This window comes from Flavobacterium cupriresistens, from assembly GCF_020911925.1.
Classification (GTDB): Bacteria; Bacteroidota; Bacteroidia; order Flavobacteriales; family Flavobacteriaceae; genus Flavobacterium; species Flavobacterium cupriresistens.
This window is the reverse complement of record NZ_CP087134.1, coordinates 566,600-587,516: the sequence shown is the minus strand read 5'-3', so window position 1 is coordinate 587,516 and position 20,917 is coordinate 566,600. Positions and strand designations below refer to the sequence as shown.

The following is a 20,917-nucleotide window of genomic DNA, read 5'->3' as shown; positions in this document are numbered from 1 at the left end:
TTCAATTAAAGTTAAACAATTTATTGACAGGTTTTTCGCAACACGTTAAAAATAAGCACGTAGCTGCACGTTGCCCGTATGAATAGTGGAACCCGTCTCACTTTTTCTCCCCTGATAATTTAAATTGACATCTAAAAACTGCGTTAGATTCTTCTGCAAAAGAAGTTTCCAGACTAAATTTTGCCCGGCCTGCAGTCCTTCTAACATCTGGAATCCTACTGAAGAGAATTCGTTTCCGGTAAATTTATTTTCATAAAAAGAAAACTCTCCGTTTACCGTTACTTTTTTGTCTCCCGCATAAGAAAAAGAGGTTCCCAGTCGGTTTTGTGCTAAAGTCTCGAAGTTTCCAATCTGATTTTTTTTATTTTGTAATTCGTAAAAGAAATCCAAACTAGTGTTTTTAGAAAACAAATAGCTGATTTTCGGGGCAATCTGATAGCCTTCCAAATTATAATTCTTTTCGGTAAAATCTTCAGAAACTAAGGTGGTTTTAATTGTTTTGGTAAAGAAATTAAACAACCAGCTTTTTTGATACAGATGCGTGTATTGCAGTTGATGCGATTTGTTTCGGACATCCTGCGAGCCAATCGAAAGCAGGTTTTTTCCTTTATTAATGAGGTACGAATAGGTTACCGAATGTTTTTGTTTGCCACGGTTGTAAAAAAGACTGTTTCTAAAACTTGAATTGAGGCCCAGTAAATTTTCATCCGAAGAATTAAACGGATTGAGTTCAAAACGACCGCCGTTATTTTTTACTTTTCGATCCATAATAAACGAAGTCTGGTTGTAAAAATAAGAAGCTAGTTTTTTGAAACCAGTTTCGTTTTGCCATTGCAACGGATTTAAAGTCACCGATTGCGAGAATTTATTCTGGTTGGTTTTGATGTAAACCTGGTTGGGTAAAAAGAGACGGATAAACTTTGCCTGATCCGGAAAAAGAGCAACTTCAAACTCCTCTAATTCCTGCATGCCGTTACCATTATAATCATTCCAGGTATAAACTCCTTGTCCCGTTGGAACTTCAATATAAGTAAATTCCTGTTGCGCAATAGTTCCCGAACTGGTCTCGTAAACCGTTCCAATTTGCAGAAGCTGATTAAAAAAACGATCGTTATAAAGTACTCTGGAATTTAACGAAGGTTCATTCTTTCGGGAAGGATCCGTAAAGTCCAGTGTCCGGTAACTGGCATAAACCGCCAGATCTGTTTTTTTGTTTTGAATTAATTTTGATTTCAAAACATACATTTTCGAATCGTTTACGTGTTGTAACAAACCATTTTGCAAACTGTCATTGCGACGTTGTAAATAACCCAGTTCTACAAAAACTTTGGTGCTGTCGCCACGGCCAATAAAAACACCGTACTCTGAAAACCGCTGACTCAAGGCCGAAAACTGATTGGTAATTTTGTCTTTTTGCTGGTTGTCTTCAATTTGAATACTTCCACCAACCCAGTTTTTGCCAAAATGATACTTGGTTTTAGTTAGATTCCGAATAAATTTAGAAGTCGAACTAGTAGCATCAGAATTCAGGAAACTGCCCTGATTTTCAATTGTCCATTTATTTAATTTAGAGAAAAGATTTACCGTATGTCGTGATCCCGAGTAGCTTGTTGTGAAGTCTAATTTCTCAAACTGATAGGTAATAAAAGCAGTATTGGCAGTTTTTTTCTTGGCGAATAAATCAAAATTTAATCCCGTTACCAATAAACTCTGATTACCATAAAGGTTTGTGTTTAAATTCCAATCCCGATTAAATTCAATCGTATACAAACGTTCTACAGATCTGAAATCGTCTTGCACAAATTGATAATTGGCAAAAGCATCCAAGGTCCATTCTCTGGAAAAAAGACGTTTTTTAATAGTGGTCTTTAGGGCAATTCCTGTGTTATCGGAGTCATCAATTTGAGAGAATAAATTTTTATCGTTATTGCTCATGGCGATTTCAAAATCAACCAGTGTCTTTTCATCCGGATTGTATTTCCCTAAGAAAGTAGCCACCTGAATTTTCATAGGAGCTACCAGTTTTACGATTGGGTCGTAATTTCCTTGTAAAATTCCGTTTATCGGATCTACGTATTTGTAGATGCGTTCGACCGAATTGTTGTTTTGTATGATATAATTTCCCAGATTATTCCCAACCAGACTAAATTTTACATTGTATAAAACATCAGTAGGAATGTTGGAATACTCGTAAATTTCAATACCGTTAAGAGTTGTTTTTTTGTATAAAATTTTATTGTCCGCGTATTTGTCTTCGTAAGCCGATGGTGCGGTCATTAAACTTTGATCATCTCCGGCTTGGCTTAAAATCTGAACCTGTTCTGTAGAAAGGTTTTGTTGTAAAGGCTGATTTTTTAAGTCATTCTCGGAATATAAATAACCACCAAAACTCCAGCTTTTGTTTTCATGCGTAGCGCCGGCATAGGTTACCAGTCGGTTGTAATTGCGATCTGAATATTGGTATTCTATAGTGATTCGCATTTCTGAAGTAATCGGGAAGAGTGAGGTAAAAACAATTTCGCCGGCATTATAATCAATCACGTAGTCATTGTTTTCGCCACGTTTGAGCAGTATACCGTTGACATAAACACGTTCAGAACCTGAAATAACTAAAACATAGAGCTCGCCATTCTGACCTTTTAATTTATAAGGACCCTGATTGCCTTCCTGACCGGTAAAAGTGCTTTTGGCGTATTGTCCTTTTACAAAAGCAACCGAGGCAAAAATATTGGTTTTGCTTTTTTCGGTATCAAAATTAAAACTTGTTGAGAGTCCTTGTACTTTTTTGTTAAAGCTCAAAAATTGCGTTTTTCTGTTTTCTAAAAAGACATCACCCGCACGAATGTTCCAGTCATCGCTGAAAAGTTCCATGAAAATATTATCAAACTGATCCAGTTTTTGAGAATAACCACCATCCTGCAACGGAATATTACTGTCCTGAAGTGAGGCTCTTAAACTGACTTTATCGGATATTTTTCCGGTAATCTGAAGATCTAAATTTGAATTTAAAACAGCATTCTGGTTATTGCCAATGGTCACACCGCGAGTAATGCTCCCGGAAGTATTTAAACCATCAAACGGAGTGGCTTTTTTTGAATTGGTATTCTCCAGTTTGTAGAGTTTTTCGGAACCAATATCATTGCTAACCACCTGACTTTCGTTATAAAGCCCATATTCTTTGGTTAAAAAATCAGGGTATTTTAAATAGTTTACAATTAAAGTATCGGATGCTGAGGTGAATTTTTCGTTGAGAAGTAAAGTTCCCTTTTGGAAGTCAATTTTATAGAAAGTAGAATCAATAGGTTCTTTTTTAGTATTTAAAAGCTCAAAAAAACTGGAATTGATGCTGAATTTTTCGAGGTGTATAGTATCCCGCGTTACAATTACTTTTTTGGTTTGGTATGCTGATTCTGTATTCTGGGCCTGTAGTCCGGAATACCAAAGAAACACCGCAAAAAACAGTAATTTTTTCAACATAAATACTTTAACTCTAAAAAGTCAAAAGTAGTATTTATAATTGGGAAATCAGGGCGCTTTTATGCCACTGTGATTTAGTGGAATTGGCTGGGTTGTTTTGATTTTGTGACTTAATCTTTTTCAAAGGAGCGCCTTTAAGTATTTTTTTAAAGAGGATTCGCTTTTCTATTTTACTCACGATGGAAAGGACACAATAATGTATCTAGTACAGATAGTTATTTCTGACTGTTTTTTTTGTACGGTCAGTTTTTATTCATTAACAGAAATAAAGTAGATGTGTTGATCTGTAAAATAATTGTATGGTAAAGAATAATCTTAGTTTAGGTTTGAACGTAAATACAAGGAACAACTTGGTAAGATTTTATTTTTTTATAGACAATGAACTTATTTGTAGGTTATAAATTAAAGATTCTCAGAAAGAATATGGGATGGACACAAGAGCGGATGTCTGATCAATTATTTATTTCGCAGTCGGCATATGCTCGCTTGGAAAATGGTCAAAGTCAATCGTGGGCAGGTCATATTGATAACATATGTAAAATCTTTGAGATAAAACCAGAAGCGTTATTTAGAAGGGAAGAAGAAATAAAGAGCGTGGAAATCGGACACGATGAAATGACTCAAAATGCTTTGCTCAGTGTTTATCAAAAAATAATAAAGAAATATGAAACGCAAATCTTAGAATTGGAGCAAGTAATTAGGGATTTAAAGGAGGATAAACAGTAATAAAAAAGGGTCGACTTGTAGTGAAACCGCATAAGCCGAATCAGAGCGCTTAGAGACAAGAAATAAGAACAAATAGAAAAAAAGAGATCGAATCACAAACATTGATAAAAACAATTGGTATAATAAATAACTACTATGAGAAGAAAATTAATTTTATTCGTCATACTGTTTACTGTGATTGCCAGTCATGCACAACAAGATGCACAGTATACGCAATACATGTACAACACCATAAACATCAATCCGGCTTATGCGGGATCCCGAGGAGTATTAAGTGTTTTTGGTTTATATCGTACACAATGGGTTGGACTTGACGGCGCACCTAAGACGGGTACTCTTTCAGTTAACACACCTATAAACAATAGTCATGTGGGAGTTGGAGTTTCATTGGTTAGCGACAAAATCGGACCGACCAATGAAAACACGCTTTCTGCAGATCTCTCGTATAGTGTTCAGGTCTCTGCCGAATCTAAAATTTCGTTTGGAATCAAGGGATCTGCTAATTTATTCAATTTAGATATCAATAAATTGAACCTAGCCGATCAGGGAGATCCGCAATTTCAAGATTTCAGCAATAAATTCAATCCAAATATCGGAGCCGGGGTTTACTGGCATTCTGATAAAGCTTATGTTGGACTATCGGTACCAAACTTTATTGAAACCAATCGTTATGATGACAATGATATTGTGATCTACAAAGATAAAATCAATTACTACTTCATGACCGGTTACGTTTTTAATTTAGATGATTATCAATACATCAAATTTAAACCGGCTGCACTCGTTAAAATGATACAAGGTGTTCCTTTACAAGTAGATGTTTCAGCCAATTTTATGTTCAACGATAAATTTGTTGCCGGTTTAGCGTACAGATGGAACGCTTCACTGAGTGCGATGGCCGGATTTCAAGTCACAGATGGTTTGTATATTGGATATGGTTACGATCGTGAAACTACGAGGTTAAACAACTACAATTCAGGATCGCATGAAATATTCTTACGATACGAATTCTTCTCCAATAAAGGTAAAATGATAACTCCTCGTTTCTTCTAAAAATGATAATCATGAAAAATTATATCCTACTTTGTCTGACAGTTATTATTGTTTCTTCATTTGACAGTTATTCTCAGCAGTCGGAAGTAAATTCCGGCGATAAAAAATACGATCATTATGCCTACGATGCCATAAAGACTCATGAACGTGTGGCCAAAAAAGGATACAAGTCTGAAGATATGTTTAAAAAACTAGGTAACTCCTATTATTTTAACTCTGAATTTGAAGGTGCGGCAAAATGGTACGGCGAGTTATTTGCCATGAATACCAATGTAGAATCGGAGTATTATTACAGATATGCTCAATCTTTAAAGTCAACCGGGCAGCTGGATAAAGCAAATAGAATTTTGGATGAATTTGATACAAAATTCAAAAATGACAGCAGAGGTAAACTTTATCTAGAAAATTTAAACTATCTCGATCGGATTAAAGAAAATTCCGGTCGTTATACCATTGAAAATGCAGGTATTAATTCAAAGTATTCCGATTATGGAACTTTTGTACACAACAATAAAGTCTATTTTGCTTCGGCTAGAGACACCGGAAGTTTTTCGCAACGCAAACACAAATGGACAAATGATTATTTCACCAACATCTACATGGCCGATGTGGATTCTGTTAAAGTATCAAAGATAAAAAATACGTTAAACACAAAATTTCATGAATCTTCACCGGTCTTTACTAAAGATGGCAAAACGATTTATTTCACAAGAAACAGTTATCTAACAGGGAAAAAAGGAAGAGATGCCAATAAAACTACTTTAATAAAAATATACAAAGCGACTCTTGAAAATGGTAAATGGGACCATGTAACACCATTATCTTTTGACAGTGACAATTACAGTACTGCTCATCCTGCTCTGAGTCCGGACGAGAAAACATTATACTTTGCTTCTGATATGCCTGGAACATTGGGACAGTCTGATATTTTCAAAGTAGCTATAAACAGTAACGGTGATTTCGGAACGCCCGAAAACTTAGGTAACAGTATCAATACGGAGGGTAAAGAAACCTTCCCGTATGTAACAGCCGAGAATGAAATTTATTTTGCCTCTGACGGGCATCCCGGACTTGGTGGTCTGGATGTTTTTGTCGGTGAAATTACAAAAGACGGAACGGTCCGTAACATTCAAAATCTCGGAAATGACATTAATTCTCCAAAAGATGACTTTGCCTACATCATTGATCCTGTTTCGAGAAAAGGGTATTTTAGTTCCAATAAAGACGGTGGACAGGGTTCTGATGATATATATAAATTTCTGGAAACCAAAAGGCTAAAATGCATCCAAGAACTAAGCGGACTCATTACTGATGCTGAAACGGGAGCCATTTTATCCGGAGCAAAAGTAACTTTGTTTAACAATCAGATGGAGATAAAAGCTACGACAATTGCGGACGCTACCGGATCTTATAGTTTTCCTGTCGAATGTGGTATAACCTATAATGTAAGAGTCCAAAAAACAGACTACACTACCAGAGAAGTGAGCATTACAATTGAAAAAATAACCGGAAAATCAACCGGAAGAACAGCCTTATCTATTGCTCTTGAAAAGTCTATGCGTAATGTAACAGTGGGGGATGATTTAGGAAAATGTTTTGGTATAAAAATGATCTATTTCGACTTGGACAAATATAATATCCGTCCTGAAGCTGCTTTGGATTTAGAAAAAATACTGGCTACATTAAATGATTATCCAACAATGAAAATTGATATTCGTTCTCATACCGATAGTCGTGCCAATTTTAAATACAATGAGGTTTTGTCTGACAACAGAGCTAAATCTACTCTGCAATGGCTTGTAAAAAATGGAATAAATCCGGACAGATTAACAAGTAAAGGTTATGGAGAAACACAATTGGTAAACAAATGTGCTGATGGCGTTGCTTGTACAGAAGAGGAGCACCAACAAAACAGACGAAGTGAGTTTATTATCACAGCCCTTTAAAAAGAGCTTAATTTTAAGCCTTTTTAAAAAGAACAAAAAAGAAGCCGTTTTAACACTAATTAGTATTGAGACGGCTTCTCTTTCGCAAATTATTTTTTAACCTAAAAAAACTAATTAGATTCTTTAGTAACGATTTGCATCGTTTCACGGCTTACCTGTTTCAGTAAGACTTCTTTGTTTTCTTCAACTGTTTGCGCCGCTTGTTCCGTAAAGTGACGAATTGTATATAAAGTCACATTTTCGCTAAAATCTACTTTGAATTTTTTCGACAGTATCGTATTCAATTCATTAAAATTCCCAAATTTATCTTCCACACAAACCGAGAAGCTAATCGCTGAATTCTGAATTAAGTTCACTTTGATTTTAAACTCATGAAACAAAGCAAAAATTTCACTGATATTTTCCTCCATAATAAAAGAGAAATCGATCGAAGAAAGCGAAATTAAAAGTTGATCTCTTTTTACGATAAAACAAGGATATTGTGGCTCTAAATCAACGCCCTTAGAAACACAGGTTCCTTTTAATAAGGGGTTAATAAACGATTTTACGTATAACGGAATTTCTTTTTTCTGTAAAGGTTGCAGCGTTTTCGGGTGAATAACCGTTGCTCCGTAAAAAGCCAATTCGATAGCTTCACGATACGAAATCTGGTTTAACAAACTCGCATTTTCAAAATAACGCGGATCGGCATTCATAACTCCCGGAACATCTTTCCAGATTGTTACACTTTCAGCATTTAAGCAATAAGCAAAAATTCCGGCAGTATAATCAGAACCCTCACGCCCTAAAGTGGTAGTGAAGTTATTTTCATCAGCACCTAAAAATCCCTGAGTGATGTTTAATGTTTTTCTCGGAACATTTTTGCTGATGTTTTGTTGTGTAACTTCCCAATCTACTTCTGCATCTCTGTAGTTTGCATTGGTTTTGATGAAATTACGAACATCAAGCCATTGTGTTTTGATGCCCATGAAATTCATGAAATGACTTAGAATCGTGGTCGAAATCAGTTCACCAAAACTTACAATCTGATCGTAAACAAAATTATAGTTAGGTGATTTGTTGTGCGTTAAGAAAAATTCTAATTCAGAAAAATGCTCTTTTACAGCCGTAAAAACGGCATTTTTTTCATCTTCAAATAAATCTAATAAAATCTGATTGTGGTATTTCTTTATTTCCTGAACAGATGAATTTAACTCCTGAGATTTATCAAAATAATTCTTGATCACCACCTCAAGCGCATTTGTGGTTTTCCCCATAGCCGAAACTATTAAAATCACATCTTCATAGCCTACTTTTTGTAAAACGTCGTATACGTTTTTTATTCCTTCCGCATCTTTTACCGATGCTCCACCAAATTTAAATACTCTCATTATATTAATTTTGTATTGTGGAGATGCACTGCCGTGCGCCTCTACGGTATTTAATAATTTTTATTTTTATAATTTTTCTAAAAACGAATTAATTCCGTCTTCGTCCATTTGAACTACCTGCCATCCGTCAAGGATTTTTGCTCCTGAATTTTCGTAGAATTTAACCGCCGGTGTATTCCAATCCAGCACATTCCATTCAACTCTTCTTACCTGATCTCTTTTTCCCTGTCTCATAATTTCAGAATAAAGGGCAAATCCCAAACCGGATCCGCGCATTTTGTCCTTTACAATCAGATCTTCCAGATGGATAGTTTTACCTTTCCACGTAGAGTAACGATAATAATACAATGCAATTCCAACAATCTCGTTTTCGACCTCTGCGACAAAAACATGGAACAAAGGATTTGTGCCAAAACCATCACGTATTAAATCATCTTCCGTTATGGTGACTGCTTCAGGTTCTTTTTCGAATACAGCCAACTCCTGTATTAGTCCTAAAACCGATTTCATGTCTTCAGGATTCCCTTTTCTAATATTCATATATTCTTATTATTAAGCGATTATTAGCTAAAATATTATGTTTTTATCGGTTGCTTTTTGCTTTTGTTTAGCAAATATACAATAGTAGCAAACTAACAAAATAATTTTTAAATCATTCTCACAAAAAAAACGATATTTGTGACTTAAAAATAAAACTACAACGATTTAGTAATGGAAGAACGCAATAAAACACTGGGAGAGTTTATTATTGAGAATCAAAAAGCATTTCAATACTCGTCAGGGGAGTTATCCCGGATTATCAACTCTATACGTTTGGCGGCGAAAGTCGTGAACTATAAAGTAAACAAAGCAGGATTAGTGGACATCGTTGGCGCTGCCGGCGAGCAAAATGTTCAGGGAGAAGATCAGCAGAAATTAGATGTTTATGCAAACGAAGTATTTATCCAGACGTTAATTAACCGTGAGATTGTCTGTGGTATTGCTTCTGAAGAAAACGATGATTTTATTACTGTTCAGGGTAGCGATAACGCCCATAATAATAAGTATGTGGTTTTAATGGATCCTTTAGATGGATCTTCAAATATCGATGTGAATGTTTCAGTAGGAACTATCTTTTCGGTTTTCAGAAGAGTTACACCAATTGGAACTCCGGTTACTAGCGAGGATTTTTTACAGCCGGGAGTTAATCAGGTTGCGGCGGGTTATGTCATTTATGGAACCTCGACAATGTTGGTGTATACCACAGGTCATGGTGTAAATGGTTTTACTTTAAATCCGGCTATCGGAACGTTTTATCTTTCACATCCTAATATGAAATTTCCGGTTGACGGGCATATTTATTCGGTAAACGAAGGGAATTATGTGCATTTTCCACAAGGAGTAAAAAACTACATAAAATATTGCCAGAGAGAAGAAGAGGACAGACCGTATACTTCAAGATATATTGGAAGTCTAGTTTCTGATTTTCATAGAAATATGATTAAAGGCGGAATTTATTTGTATCCAACAAGCTCAAAAGCACCAAAAGGGAAATTGCGTTTGCTGTATGAATGTAATCCAATGGCCTTTATTGCAGAGCAAGCAGGCGGAAAAGCAACAGATGGTTTTGGAAGAATCATGGAAATCCAACCGACTGAATTGCATCAAAGAGTACCGTTCTTCTGCGGAAGTTATAATATGGTAGAAAAAGCCGAAGCATTTATGGCCGAAGCTCAATAATAAAAAAAATAAAACCCGACAGATTTTAAAACTGTCGGGTTTTGTTTTTTAGTTTCAGTATCCAGTCTCAGTAACTGATTACTGCAACTGAATACTGCAAACTTTCTATTTGTTCATATTCTCCATTTCGAATGAAAAAGTATCTAAATCTACTTTTTTATCTACCAAGCTTAGTGCTTTAGAAACAATATAATCCACATTACCCGGAGTAAAACCTAAAGCTAACCCCATACGTCTTAACATAATTTCTTGTTGATCTCCCAAATGGTGGTCGATATGTACCATACGTGCTAAGTCATACAAACGCTCTATACGTTGTATGTGTAAGTAAGGAGGGTTTATTGGATGTTTCCAAGGCTCACTAAGGATTTCCTTGTATTCTTCTTCCGAGATTTCTAATCTTGAAGCTAGTTTGTCCAAAAAGGCTTGCTCTTCGTCATTAATTTTTCCGTCAGCAAAAGCTACACGAACAATTGCAGAGAAATGGCCTCTGTTTCTTTGTTTGAATTCGTTATCAAATAATTCTGAAAATGGCATAATTAATCGGTTTTTTATAAAACAAAGATAAATCTTATTTTAATTTAACAATTTTAAATTTCTCATAAAATTAAGCATAATTTTTATAAGTTGTTTTACTGTGGCCGCTCTTTTAGTTTTCAAAATTAATCGTAAGTTTACAGACCCTTAATCAATAATAGTAGAATTTTTATGTCACAGTTTTGGATTTATTTTCAAATAGGATTAAAGCATGTTTTAGATATACACGCCTATGATCACGTTCTTTTTTTAATTGCATTAACAGTTCCTTATGCCTTCAAGGATTGGAAACGTATTTTGCTTTTAGTTTCTGTTTTTACAATTGGTCATACAGTGGCGTTAGTGCTTTCTGTTTTTGGCATTATTACGGTAAAAGTAGATCTTGTTGAATTTTTGATTCCGATTACGATTTTAATAACCGCTTTGTATCATTTGTTCACGGCAGGAAAGACATCCAAGAATGATGGTGTGAATTTATTGTTTTTTGTGACCTTGTTTTTTGGAATTATACACGGACTTGGATTTTCGAATTATTTCAAGACGATATTAGGTGGTTCGGCAACTTCAAAATTACTACCTTTGGGAGAGTTTGCTTTAGGAATTGAAGTAGCACAGTTAGTTGTCGTTTTTGTGGTTTTGATACTGTCTTATATAGTGCAGACTGTTTTTCGTTTTTCAAAACGCGATTGGGCACTGGTAATGTCGGCTTTTATTGTGGGAGTTGTCATTCCCATGATTATTGAAAGCCCTATTTGGAACAGATAAAATAAATGGAATTAAAAAAAATAAATAAATACGATAAAGCGTATTTGCGAATTGCCAAAGAATGGAGTTTGCTCTCTTATTGTAAACGCAAGCAGGTAGGAGCTATTATCGTAAAAGACCGGATGATTATTTCTGATGGTTACAACGGAACACCATCGGGATTTGAAAATTGCTGCGAAGATGAAGAAGGTTTGACGCGCTGGGATGTTTTACATGCTGAGGCCAATGCCATTCTGAAAGTAGCCAGATCAACACAATCTTGCGAAGGAGCAACCTTGTATATCACGTTGTCTCCTTGTAAAGAATGCAGTAAATTAATCCATCAGTCCGGAATCAAAAGAGTAGTTTATCAGAATGGTTACCGTGACGATTCCGGAATTCAATTTTTAATAAAAGCAGGTGTAGAAGTATTACATATTCCCGTTTTAGAAGAATAGATGAAATTTAATTCAAAATACTTACCCATTGTTGTAGGAGCTGTTTTTGCTCTTGGCATAGTTCTAGGAAGCCTGATGAATGCTCCCGTAGAGGATCAGCTGTTGGCTAGAAATTACTCCAAAACAAAACTCAACAAACTTATTGATTTTATCAATAATGAGTATGTTGACAGTGTGAATACCGACTCGATCGTAAACTTGACGGTCGATAATATCCTTTCAAAATTAGATCCGCATTCCGTTTACATTCCGCCAACAGAACAAGCAGAAGTGGCTGAAAGCATGAAAGGTGATTTTGTGGGTATCGGAATTAATTTTTATATGTACAAAGATTCCGTTGCGATCATCAGACCTGTTGAGAACGGACCTTCAGCAAAAGCCGGATTAAAATCGGGCGACCGGATTTTATTTGCCGGTAAAACGAAATTATTTGGCAGAAGACTACCTTCTGACAGTTTGTTTTCGAAACTAAAAGGAATAAAAGGTTCTGAAATTGAATTGACCGTTTTTAGAAAATCGGAGCAAAAGAAACTTAAGTTTAAAATTAAAAGAGATATCATTCCAATAAAAAGTGTCGATGCCTCTATATTGCTTGATAAAAGTACGGGTTATATAAAAATTAACCGTTTTGCGGAAACAACTTATAAAGAATTCAAAACAGGTTTAACCCGTTTACAGCAAAAAGGAATCCAATCCCTGATAATTGATCTTCGTGATAATGGAGGCGGTTATATGGAAGAAGCCGTGGCTATTGGTGATGAGTTTTTAAAAGACAAACAACTGATTGTTTTTACCAAAAGCAAAAATGGATCTACCGAAAAAACATTCGCCAATAAAGGAGGAAGTTTTGAAAACGGTAAAGTGTACGTTCTGATTAACGAAAACAGTGCGTCAGCAAGTGAAATTCTGGCCGGAGCACTTCAGGACAATGATCGTGGAACTATTGTAGGTCGTCGTTCTTTCGGAAAAGGATTGGTGCAACGCGAAATGGATTTCAACGACGGATCAGCCGTAAGGTTGACGGTAGCGAGATATTATACACCAACCGGAAGATCGATTCAGAAGCCTTATAAAAAAGGAAATGAAGAATATTACAAGGAGTCCGAAGATCGTATTAAATCAGGTGAACTTTATGCGAAAGACAGCATAAAAATAGCCGATACCTTAAAATTTAAAACGCCAAAAGGAAAAATTGTATACGGTGGTGGCGGAATCGTTCCGGATGTTTTTGTACCGATGGAAGCAGAGCACGGAAATGAAAACGTAGCTTATCTGCTTCAAACCGGAATCGTAGGGCATTTTGTTTTTGAGGAACTTGATAAAAACAGAAATACTTTTGCTGGACTTCATTTTAATGAGTTTTTGGTAAAAATGAAAGACTCAGATGTGTATTTTAAAAAATTTAAAAATTACATTCTGGCCACAGGTTTAGATCTGAAATTAGATAAAACCAAGGCATTGGTAAATCGTTATATCACGGCGGAGTTTGCCCGTCAATTGTACGGTGAATTGTATTATTATAATGTGATTCTAAAAGATGATGCCATGGTCAAAGCAGTTTTGAACTCAAAAAAGTAACTTAAACTCTTTTTTTATGGAAGATAGCAATGTTGTAAATGCAGAGATTGAACTTTTATTGGCGGTTAAAAATGCAGATGTATCTGCTTTAGAAAGAATGTTGCATGATGACTTGCTTTTTAATTTACCTGGCGGACAGACGATCACTAAAGAGTTTGATTTGAATTCGTATCGTTCCGGTTTAATGAAAATTGAGGTTATTGAAGCGTCGGATCAACTGATTAATGTTATTGAAGATACAGCTGTTGTCAGTGTTTCCGTTTTGCTTAAAGGAGCCTACAATAATCAGCCTTTTGATGGTGTTTTTCGATACATTCGGGTTTGGAAACAATTCGAAGAAGGTTTAAAAGTAATTGCCGGTAGCTGTACAGAACTAAAGTAAGCTCTGAATAAGGATTTTTGTAGCGCTTTATTCTTAGGGAAATAAATCTTAAAAACTTGTGATTAGGTTTTTCTCGCAAATTTTGCAGATTTAGCGGATTATTTTTTTAAGAGAAGAAAGCAAAAAAGGCAGCGTTTCGATTATTCTGAAACAAGTAAATCTGCTAAATCTGTAGAATCAGCGTGCATAAAAAACCTTTGCGAACCTTGCGTAAATCACCGCGACCCTTGCGGTTAAGCATAAGAAAGTTGTATCTCTATCGAATACTATCATGTGCATGAGTCTGCACACCATTATTCCATAAAGTAAGAATATCTGTAGCAACGGCGGCGCCACTTCCGGCTGCTATTGCCAATTGACTTCTCCAGCCTGCTAAAGTTCCGATCACATAAATACCATCTGTTACTTTATGATCGTCATTTTTAAGCTGAATGCGTTGTTTCTCAGGAAGTGCTTTTTTGTGAGGTTCAATGTACTGCAGTAAACCTTCAATGTCAAAAGTATTGGCAGAACCAATTCCAATAACAATGCTTTTGGTTTGGTACGTGCTTTTATTTGTTGTAACCGTAAATTCAGGATAAGCTCCTTCAACTTTGATTACTTTTTCGTTTGGAATCTGTGTAATGTGTGGGTAGCTTTGAGCTAAGTCCTGTGTGCTTTCAAAAAGTAATTCTGAACCTAGTTTACCAGGAGATATACCGTAAGCATTATAGAAGATAGCCTCCTGTAAAGAAGAATTTTTTTGATGTGTGAAAATCCCTATTTTTTTATCGGTAACAAAAGCTTTGTTTTTAGCTGATCCTAAAACGAGAGCGCAAGAGATACCTGAAACGCCTCCGCCGATAATTAAAGTGTCAAACATATTACTATCTGCCATTTGTTTTTTCTTCGATTTTTTTGGAAATTCTAAAAATCAAAAGAATCAAAACGGCGCAAAATGAAGCTGCGATTCCAATAAAAGCTACCGCACTGTCTCCTTGAAAAGGATTCTTAAAGTCCAATAACGTAATATTAAAAACAATTAAAGCTAATGCTAAAAGCACTAAGATTGAAGTGAAAATTTTCATATGGCTGTTTGTTTGTCTAAAATAACAAAATGAAATTTTACTGCAATGCATGCTGTAAAACCACTTGTTTTAAATTTTATGGGGTAAATTTATAAAAATATCTGTTAGACGAACAAACCTTTAACATTAGCGGCGAATAATTTAACAGCAATAGCTAAAAGGATCACTCCAAATGTCTTGCGAACCACTCCAAGTCCATTTTCTCCTAATAAAGTTTCGATTTTTTTAGATGATTTCAAAACAATATATACTAAGATGATATTCAGTACAATGGCTATAATAATGTTGATGGTGTGAAATTGTGAGCGTAAAGAAAGTAAAGTCGTCATCGTTCCGGCTCCTGCAATCAGTGGAAAAGCCAAAGGAACAATAGAAGCTGATCCCGGTTCTTCGTCACGATAAATACGGATTCCTAAAATCATCTCTAAGGCAAGAAAGAATAAGACAAACGAACCTGCAACGGCAAAAGAATGCACATCAATACCTATAATGTTAAGGAAGCCTTCTCCGACGAAAAGGAAAACAATCATGATGATTCCGGCAACAAGAGAAGCTTTTTCAGATTCGATGTGGCCAACCTTTGCTCTTAAATTTACAATGATCGGAATAGATCCCACGATATCAATTACTGCAAAAAGTACCATTCCAACAGTGATAATTTCCTTAAAATCAATTTCTAACATGCCTTATTTGTTTAGAGGTTAAATGTGGTGCAAATGTAAATAATAAAGTTAGGGCTTTTATTGTTTAAAATCTAATCCTGTATTTTTGTTATAAAAACATGTTTTTTAGATTAAAAAAGTGATATTTATAACATTTCACGATTTGTTTTGTTGATTTGTAGGTGAAATGCAGGGATTATTTTTGCTTTGGATTTATCGCACAGACATCAAGATAGTTTGACTATCTTTGCACTTTATAAATTCAGTATTTTTAGTATCATGTTTCAATTAGGAAAAACCATTATTTCAGAAGATATTCTTGAAAAAGAATTTGTGTGCAACTTGTCAGCTTGCAAAGGGGCGTGTTGTGTCGATGGAGATGCGGGGGCACCTTTAAGTGAAGCAGAGACAAAAATTTTAGAAGATATTTACGATAAGGTAAAACCTTTTTTGAGAAAAGAAGGGATTGCAGCCATTGAAGCGCAGGGAACCTGGGTAAAAGGAACTGATGGTGATCTTGAAACACCATTAATCGACAATAAAGATTGTGCTTACGTTATTTTTGACGGAAAAACCGCTCTTTGCGGAATCGAGCAAGCTTATAATCAAGGAATCGTAGATTGGAAAAAACCGGTTTCTTGCCATTTATATCCAATTCGTGTAAAAGATTTTACAGAGTTTGCAGCAGTTAATTATGATAAATGGGAAATTTGTGACGATGCCTGTTCTTTGGGTAAAGAGTTAGAAGTTCCGGTTTATAAATTTGTCAAAGAAGCCTTGATTCGTCGCTTTGGAGAAGACTGGTATATGGAACTTGAAAAAGTAGCACAAGAGCTTAAAAATTCATAAAAATTCGGCAGCCTTTACTATTGCTGAGAAATGCTTCTAAATGGATCGAAAAAAGCAAAAGTAACGATTGAAAAAAGTTTAAAAAACAATCCTAATTTCCTTGTTTTTTTAAATTAAAAGTCTATGTTTTATGGGCGTGCGGGCTCTTGATATGGGTTTTAAAATACTCATTTACAATATTTTAACACTTGTATGAAAAATATCCTACTTTTTGACTGTTGTTAAAAACTACGCCCGATTGTGAATAAGTTTGGCTTTTATTTTTGGCTACAAATGACAATCTTTGTACTCTACTGAATAAGTAAAAAAAGAGTGCAGAAATTAAACATAAAAGCCATGTCACAAGTCGAGCCAATATTGCAAGAAAATAAAAATCGTTTCGTAATTTTTCCTATCAAACACCACGATATTTGGGATTGGTATAAGAAGATGGAAGCTAGTTTTTGGACGGCAGAAGAAATCGATTTACATCAGGATTTAAATGACTGGAATAATAAATTGTCAGATGAGGAACGTTATTTTGTAAAACACATTTTAGCCTTTTTTGCTGCTTCTGACGGAATTGTAAACGAAAACCTTGCAGAGAATTTTGTAAACGAAGTACAATATGCTGAAGCTAAATTCTTTTATGGTTTTCAAATCATGATGGAAAACATTCACAGCGAAACCTATTCTCTTCTAATTGATACTTATGTAAAAGACGAAGCAGAAAAAGCGGAGTTGTTTAATGCCTTAGAAGTTTTCCCTGCTATTGCTAAAAAAGCAGAGTGGGCTTTGAAATGGATCGAATCGGATTCGTTTGCAGAAAGACTTATTGCTTTTGCAGCTGTTGAAGGAATATTTTTCTCAGGTGCTTTTTGCTCTATTTTCTGGTTGAAAAAACGTGGATTAATGCCAGGTTTAACATTTTCTAACGAACTAATCTCTCGTGACGAAGGTGTACATTGTGATTTTGCAGTGCATTTGCACAATCACCATTTGATAAACAAAGTTCCAAAAGACAGAATTAAAGAAATTATAGTAGATGCCTTAAGTATCGAAAGAGAGTTTGTTACAGAATCTCTTCCGGTAAGTTTGATCGGTATGAACGCTACTTTAATGACACAATATTTGGAATTTGTTGCAGACAGACTACTTGTAGAGTTAGGTTGTGAAAGAGTTTATGGATCTGCAAATCCATTTGACTTCATGGACATGATCTCTTTACAAGGTAAAACCAATTTCTTCGAAAAAAGGGTTTCAGAATATCAAAAAGCCGGAGTTATGAATAGTGGTTCAGGCGGAGATAGTGATTCTCAGAAAATTAGCTTTGATGCAGATTTTTAAACAACAAGAATAATTTTAGTGGCACCCCAACACACTAAAAATGATGAAATTTTTATAACGTATTTTTAAGATTGAACTCCTTTTCCAAATCGAGGATTCAATTATTTTAACTCAATTTCAATTTGTTTTTCAAATTGGAATCAGCTAACTATTGAGAATCCTGTAATTCTCAAAATAAAATAATAAAACACACAATGTTTAAGTATTGGAATTCGTTATTCCAATGTCTTTCATTTTTTCAATAACAATAAAAAAGTAAGCTTATGTATGTAATAAAAAGAGATGGACGTAAAGAGCCGGTAATGTTTGATAAAATTACAGACAGAATCAAAAAATTGTGTTACGGTTTGAATGAACTTGTAGATCCTGTAAAAGTAGCCATGCGTGTTATTGAAGGATTGTATGATGGTGTTTCTACTTCGGAATTGGATAATCTTGCTGCTGAAACAGCTGCTTCTATGACGATTACACATCCCGATTATGCGCAATTAGCAGCTCGAATCGCAGTTTCTAATTTACATTCTAATACGACAAAATCGTTTTCAGAAACGATGTCGGATATGTATCATTACGTTAATCCAAGAACAGGAAAAGAAGCTCCTTTATTGGCAGACGATGTTTTCGAAGTAATTAAGAATAATTCTCAGGTTCTGGATTCAACTATAATTTATAACCGTGATTTTAATTACGATTATTTTGGATTTAAAACACTAGAGCGTTCTTATCTATTAAAAATAAACGGTAAAATTGTAGAGCGACCACAACATATGTTGATGCGTGTTTCTATCGGAATTCATAAAGACGATATTGCTTCTGCGATTGAAACATATGAGTTGATGTCTAAGAAATTCTTTACGCACGCTACACCAACTTTGTTTAATTCAGGAACGCCAAAACCTCAAATGTCTTCTTGTTTCTTATTGACAATGAAAGACGATAGTATTGATGGTATTTACGATACTTTGAAACAAACAGCTAAGATTTCGCAATCTGCAGGAGGAATTGGTTTAGCGATTCACAATGTTAGAGCAACAGGTTCTTATATCAGCGGAACTAATGGAACTTCTAACGGAATTGTTCCAATGCTTCGTGTATACGATATGACAGCTCGTTATGTAGATCAAGGTGGAGGAAAGCGTAAAGGAAGTTTTGCTATGTACATTGAACCTTGGCATGCTGACATTTTTGATTTCCTTGATTTAAGAAAAAACCACGGTAAGGAAGAAATGAGAACCCGTGATTTATTCCTTGGAATGTGGATTCCGGATTTATTCATGAAGAGAGTTCAGGAAGATTCAACGTGGACGTTAATGTGTCCAAACGAATGCCCTGGATTATCAGAAGTACACAGTGAAGAATTTGATGCTTTGTACTTAAGTTATGAAGCAGAAGGAAAAGGAAGAAAAACAGTAAAAGCGAGAGAAATTTGGGAGAAAATCCTGGAGTCTCAAGTAGAAACAGGACTTCCGTACATGTTGTATAAAGATGCGGCTAACCGTAAATCGAATCAAAAGAATTTAGGAACAATCCGTTCTTCAAATTTATGTACGGAGATTATTGAGTACACTTCTCCTGATGAAGTTGCTGTTTGTAACCTGGCTTCTATTTCATTGCCAATGTTTGTTGAAAACGGCAAATTTGATCACGATAAATTATTTGATGTTACCAAACGTGTAACTTTGAATTTAAATAAAGTAATTGACAGAAATTACTATCCGGTAAAAGAAGCAGAAAATTCTAATGTACGTCACAGACCAATTGGTTTGGGAGTTCAAGGATTGGCTGATGCTTTTATCATGTTAAGAATGCCTTTTACAAGTGACGAAGCAAAACAGCTGAATCACGAAATTTTCGAAACTTTATACTTTGCTGCCGTTACCGCTTCTATGGAATTGGCAAAAGTGGAAGGGCCGTACTCTACATTTGAAGGATCTCCAATTTCTAAAGGAGAATTCCAATACAATTTGTGGGGAATGAAAGACGAAGAATTGTCAGGACGTTGGGACTGGGCTTCTTTACGTAAAGAAGTTATGGAACATGGAGTTCGTAACTCTTTATTAGTAGCGCCAATGCCAACCGCATCGACTTCTCAGATCTTAGGAAACAACGAAGCTTTTGAGCCTTATACTTCTAATATTTACACCAGAAGAACACTTTCAGGAGAGTTTATCGTGGTAAACAAACATTTATTAGAAGACTTAGTAAAACTGGGAATCTGGAATGAAACGTTGAAACAGGAAATCATGCGTCACAATGGATCTATCCAAAACATTGACGGAATTCCGGCGGATATCAAAGAATTGTATAAAACAGTTTGGGAAATGTCTATGAAAGATATTTTAGACATGTCACGTCAGAGAGGGTACTTTATTGACCAGTCTCAATCGCTAAACTTGTTCATGCAGGATGCTAATTTTTCTAAACTGACTTCTATGCACTTTTACGCATGGCAATCAGGTTTAAAAACAGGAATGTATTACCTAAGAACGAAATCTGCGGTAGATGCGATTAAATTCACCTTAAACAACGATAAAAAAGAAGAAACAGCACCAGCAGCGTCTACAACAGCAGCACCGGTAACTGTAGCTTCGGAAACAGAGCCTATTAGCGTTGAAGAATACAAAGCAATGTTGCTTAAAGCACAAGCAGCAGATCCTGAGGATTGCGAAATGTGTGGGTCTTAATTTTAGATTTTAGATCTGAGATTTTAGATTTTTAATATAGTGTCATCAGACAAAATGAAAAGCAGTTATTGTAATGATAGCTGCTTTTTTGATATCAATAATTTTATGATAAAAGTGATAATGGAAGGTTGGAGAGATGGGTTGGAAAAAGTTTCTTTGACAAAATTACAGAATGAGAAACTTGGGATTTCTTTAATGAATTCAAAAACAAATACAGATCGGCTTTTGGATGATTGTAGTGTGATTTTAGAGATCGAAGATGAAAAGCTGGCTACAGCGTTTTTGGAAGAAGCGAATAAAATTGTAGTTAATTGTAACATTGTACCAAAATAAAATGGA

The 20,917-nt window shown here is 35.3% G+C and carries 19 protein-coding genes; 12 read left to right on the top strand and 7 right to left on the bottom strand.

The annotated features are described in order from the left end of the window. Positions 1-45: 45 nt before the first annotated feature. On the bottom strand, positions 46-3,477 hold the full coding sequence (locus LNP23_RS02805; protein ID WP_230003612.1) for a hypothetical protein: 3,432 nt from the start codon (positions 3,475-3,477) through the stop codon (positions 46-48). 378 nt (positions 3,478-3,855) lie between these two features. Here LNP23_RS02805 and LNP23_RS02800 point away from each other — a divergent pair, with 378 nt between their 5' ends. The 3 genes from LNP23_RS02800 (at position 3,856) to LNP23_RS02790 (ending at position 7,202) form a co-directional block, all read left to right on the top strand. Beyond that, entirely contained in the window at positions 3,856-4,203 is a 348-nt protein-coding gene (locus LNP23_RS02800) for a helix-turn-helix domain-containing protein (RefSeq protein ID WP_230003610.1), read from the top strand. A gap of 135 nt (positions 4,204-4,338) precedes the next feature. Further along, positions 4,339-5,256, top strand: a complete 918-nt coding sequence (locus LNP23_RS02795; protein ID WP_230003608.1) for a PorP/SprF family type IX secretion system membrane protein — start codon at positions 4,339-4,341, stop codon at positions 5,254-5,256. 11 nt (positions 5,257-5,267) lie between these two features. Then, positions 5,268-7,202 (top strand): OmpA family protein, encoded by a 1,935-nt coding sequence (locus LNP23_RS02790; RefSeq protein ID WP_230003607.1) that lies wholly within the window; start codon positions 5,268-5,270, stop codon positions 7,200-7,202. A 110-nt stretch (positions 7,203-7,312) separates the two neighbouring features. On the opposite strand, the gene LNP23_RS02785 is transcribed toward LNP23_RS02790, so the two are convergent. Both LNP23_RS02785 and LNP23_RS02780 read right to left on the bottom strand, forming a co-directional pair. Then, on the bottom strand, positions 7,313-8,572 hold the full coding sequence (locus LNP23_RS02785) for an aspartate kinase (RefSeq protein WP_047778994.1): 1,260 nt from the start codon (positions 8,570-8,572) through the stop codon (positions 7,313-7,315). A 66-nt stretch (positions 8,573-8,638) separates the two neighbouring features. Beyond that, positions 8,639-9,112 (bottom strand): GNAT family N-acetyltransferase, encoded by a 474-nt coding sequence (locus tag LNP23_RS02780; protein WP_047778993.1) that lies wholly within the window; start codon positions 9,110-9,112, stop codon positions 8,639-8,641. 171 nt (positions 9,113-9,283) lie between these two features. Between LNP23_RS02780 and fbp the strand changes: the two genes are divergently transcribed. After that, on the top strand, positions 9,284-10,291 hold the full coding sequence (gene fbp / locus LNP23_RS02775; RefSeq protein WP_047778992.1) for a class 1 fructose-bisphosphatase: 1,008 nt from the start codon (positions 9,284-9,286) through the stop codon (positions 10,289-10,291). A 105-nt stretch (positions 10,292-10,396) separates the two neighbouring features. Here fbp and LNP23_RS02770 read toward each other — a convergent pair whose 3' ends face one another. After that, complete coding sequence (locus tag LNP23_RS02770; protein ID WP_047778991.1) at positions 10,397-10,828, bottom strand: TerB family tellurite resistance protein; 432 nt, start codon at positions 10,826-10,828, stop codon at positions 10,397-10,399. 171 nt (positions 10,829-10,999) lie between these two features. On the opposite strand from LNP23_RS02770, the gene LNP23_RS02765 reads away from it, so the two are divergent. The 4 genes from LNP23_RS02765 to LNP23_RS02750 are packed head-to-tail and all read left to right on the top strand — an operon-like array spanning position 11,000 to position 13,990. Continuing rightward, positions 11,000-11,593: a HupE/UreJ family protein gene (locus LNP23_RS02765; protein ID WP_047778990.1), complete on the top strand. Its 594-nt coding sequence runs from the start codon at positions 11,000-11,002 to the stop codon at positions 11,591-11,593. Positions 11,594-11,598: 5 nt separating this feature from the next. After that, positions 11,599-12,030: a deoxycytidylate deaminase gene (locus LNP23_RS02760; RefSeq protein ID WP_047778989.1), complete on the top strand. Its 432-nt coding sequence runs from the start codon at positions 11,599-11,601 to the stop codon at positions 12,028-12,030. Further along, positions 12,031-13,608, top strand: a complete 1,578-nt coding sequence (locus tag LNP23_RS02755; RefSeq protein WP_230003605.1) for a S41 family peptidase — start codon at positions 12,031-12,033, stop codon at positions 13,606-13,608. Between the two features lie 16 nt (positions 13,609-13,624). Next, positions 13,625-13,990: a nuclear transport factor 2 family protein gene (locus tag LNP23_RS02750; protein WP_230003603.1), complete on the top strand. Its 366-nt coding sequence runs from the start codon at positions 13,625-13,627 to the stop codon at positions 13,988-13,990. A 256-nt stretch (positions 13,991-14,246) separates the two neighbouring features. On the opposite strand, the gene LNP23_RS02745 is transcribed toward LNP23_RS02750, so the two are convergent. The 3 genes from LNP23_RS02745 to LNP23_RS02735 form a co-directional block, all read right to left on the bottom strand. Next, positions 14,247-14,852, bottom strand: coding sequence for an FAD-dependent oxidoreductase (locus LNP23_RS02745; protein WP_230005129.1), 606 nt, complete (start codon positions 14,850-14,852; stop codon positions 14,247-14,249). Positions 14,853-14,856: 4 nt separating this feature from the next. Then, complete coding sequence (locus LNP23_RS02740; RefSeq protein WP_047778985.1) at positions 14,857-15,057, bottom strand: hypothetical protein; 201 nt, start codon at positions 15,055-15,057, stop codon at positions 14,857-14,859. Positions 15,058-15,161: 104 nt separating this feature from the next. Further along, positions 15,162-15,740 carry a MarC family protein gene (locus LNP23_RS02735; protein WP_047778984.1) on the bottom strand — a complete coding sequence of 193 codons (579 nt, stop codon included), beginning with the start codon at positions 15,738-15,740 and terminating at the stop codon, positions 15,162-15,164. A 258-nt stretch (positions 15,741-15,998) separates the two neighbouring features. On the opposite strand from LNP23_RS02735, the gene LNP23_RS02730 reads away from it, so the two are divergent. The 4 genes from LNP23_RS02730 (at position 15,999) to LNP23_RS02715 (ending at position 20,911) form a co-directional block, all read left to right on the top strand. After that, entirely contained in the window at positions 15,999-16,568 is a 570-nt protein-coding gene (locus LNP23_RS02730; RefSeq protein ID WP_047778983.1) for a DUF3109 family protein, read from the top strand. Positions 16,569-16,904: 336 nt separating this feature from the next. After that, positions 16,905-17,894 carry a ribonucleotide-diphosphate reductase subunit beta gene (locus LNP23_RS02725; protein ID WP_047778999.1) on the top strand — a complete coding sequence of 330 codons (990 nt, stop codon included), beginning with the start codon at positions 16,905-16,907 and terminating at the stop codon, positions 17,892-17,894. Between the two features lie 263 nt (positions 17,895-18,157). Next, a complete protein-coding gene (locus LNP23_RS02720) occupies positions 18,158-20,578 on the top strand; it encodes a ribonucleoside-diphosphate reductase subunit alpha (protein WP_047778982.1) in 2,421 nt (806 codons plus the stop codon). A 105-nt stretch (positions 20,579-20,683) separates the two neighbouring features. Then, positions 20,684-20,911 carry a hypothetical protein gene (locus tag LNP23_RS02715; protein ID WP_230003601.1) on the top strand — a complete coding sequence of 76 codons (228 nt, stop codon included), beginning with the start codon at positions 20,684-20,686 and terminating at the stop codon, positions 20,909-20,911. Positions 20,912-20,917 lie beyond the last annotated feature (6 nt).

Bases quoted from the DNA above. Each gene is read 5' to 3' on its own strand.
- LNP23_RS02800 (WP_230003610.1), top strand. From the start codon at position 3,856: ATGAACTTATTTGTAGGTTATAAATTAAAGATTCTCAGAAAGAATATG.
- LNP23_RS02755 (WP_230003605.1), top strand. From the start codon at position 12,031: ATGAAATTTAATTCAAAATACTTACCCATTGTTGTAGGAGCTGTTTTT.
- LNP23_RS02760 (WP_047778989.1), top strand. From the start codon at position 11,599: ATGGAATTAAAAAAAATAAATAAATACGATAAAGCGTATTTGCGAATT.
- LNP23_RS02715 (WP_230003601.1), top strand. From the start codon at position 20,684: ATGATAAAAGTGATAATGGAAGGTTGGAGAGATGGGTTGGAAAAAGTT.
- LNP23_RS02735 (WP_047778984.1), bottom strand. From the start codon at position 15,740: ATGTTAGAAATTGATTTTAAGGAAATTATCACTGTTGGAATGGTACTT.
- LNP23_RS02780 (WP_047778993.1), bottom strand. From the start codon at position 9,112: ATGAATATTAGAAAAGGGAATCCTGAAGACATGAAATCGGTTTTAGGA.
- LNP23_RS02770 (WP_047778991.1), bottom strand. From the start codon at position 10,828: ATGCCATTTTCAGAATTATTTGATAACGAATTCAAACAAAGAAACAGA.
- LNP23_RS02740 (WP_047778985.1), bottom strand. From the start codon at position 15,057: ATGAAAATTTTCACTTCAATCTTAGTGCTTTTAGCATTAGCTTTAATT.
- LNP23_RS02785 (WP_047778994.1), bottom strand. From the start codon at position 8,572: ATGAGAGTATTTAAATTTGGTGGAGCATCGGTAAAAGATGCGGAAGGA.
- LNP23_RS02795 (WP_230003608.1), top strand. From the start codon at position 4,339: ATGAGAAGAAAATTAATTTTATTCGTCATACTGTTTACTGTGATTGCC.
- LNP23_RS02725 (WP_047778999.1), top strand. From the start codon at position 16,905: ATGTCACAAGTCGAGCCAATATTGCAAGAAAATAAAAATCGTTTCGTA.
- LNP23_RS02805 (WP_230003612.1), bottom strand. From the start codon at position 3,477: ATGTTGAAAAAATTACTGTTTTTTGCGGTGTTTCTTTGGTATTCCGGA.
- LNP23_RS02765 (WP_047778990.1), top strand. From the start codon at position 11,000: ATGTCACAGTTTTGGATTTATTTTCAAATAGGATTAAAGCATGTTTTA.
- LNP23_RS02730 (WP_047778983.1), top strand. From the start codon at position 15,999: ATGTTTCAATTAGGAAAAACCATTATTTCAGAAGATATTCTTGAAAAA.
- LNP23_RS02790 (WP_230003607.1), top strand. From the start codon at position 5,268: ATGAAAAATTATATCCTACTTTGTCTGACAGTTATTATTGTTTCTTCA.
- LNP23_RS02750 (WP_230003603.1), top strand. From the start codon at position 13,625: ATGGAAGATAGCAATGTTGTAAATGCAGAGATTGAACTTTTATTGGCG.
- fbp (WP_047778992.1), top strand. From the start codon at position 9,284: ATGGAAGAACGCAATAAAACACTGGGAGAGTTTATTATTGAGAATCAA.
- LNP23_RS02745 (WP_230005129.1), bottom strand. From the start codon at position 14,852: ATGTTTGACACTTTAATTATCGGCGGAGGCGTTTCAGGTATCTCTTGC.
- LNP23_RS02720 (WP_047778982.1), top strand. From the start codon at position 18,158: ATGTATGTAATAAAAAGAGATGGACGTAAAGAGCCGGTAATGTTTGAT.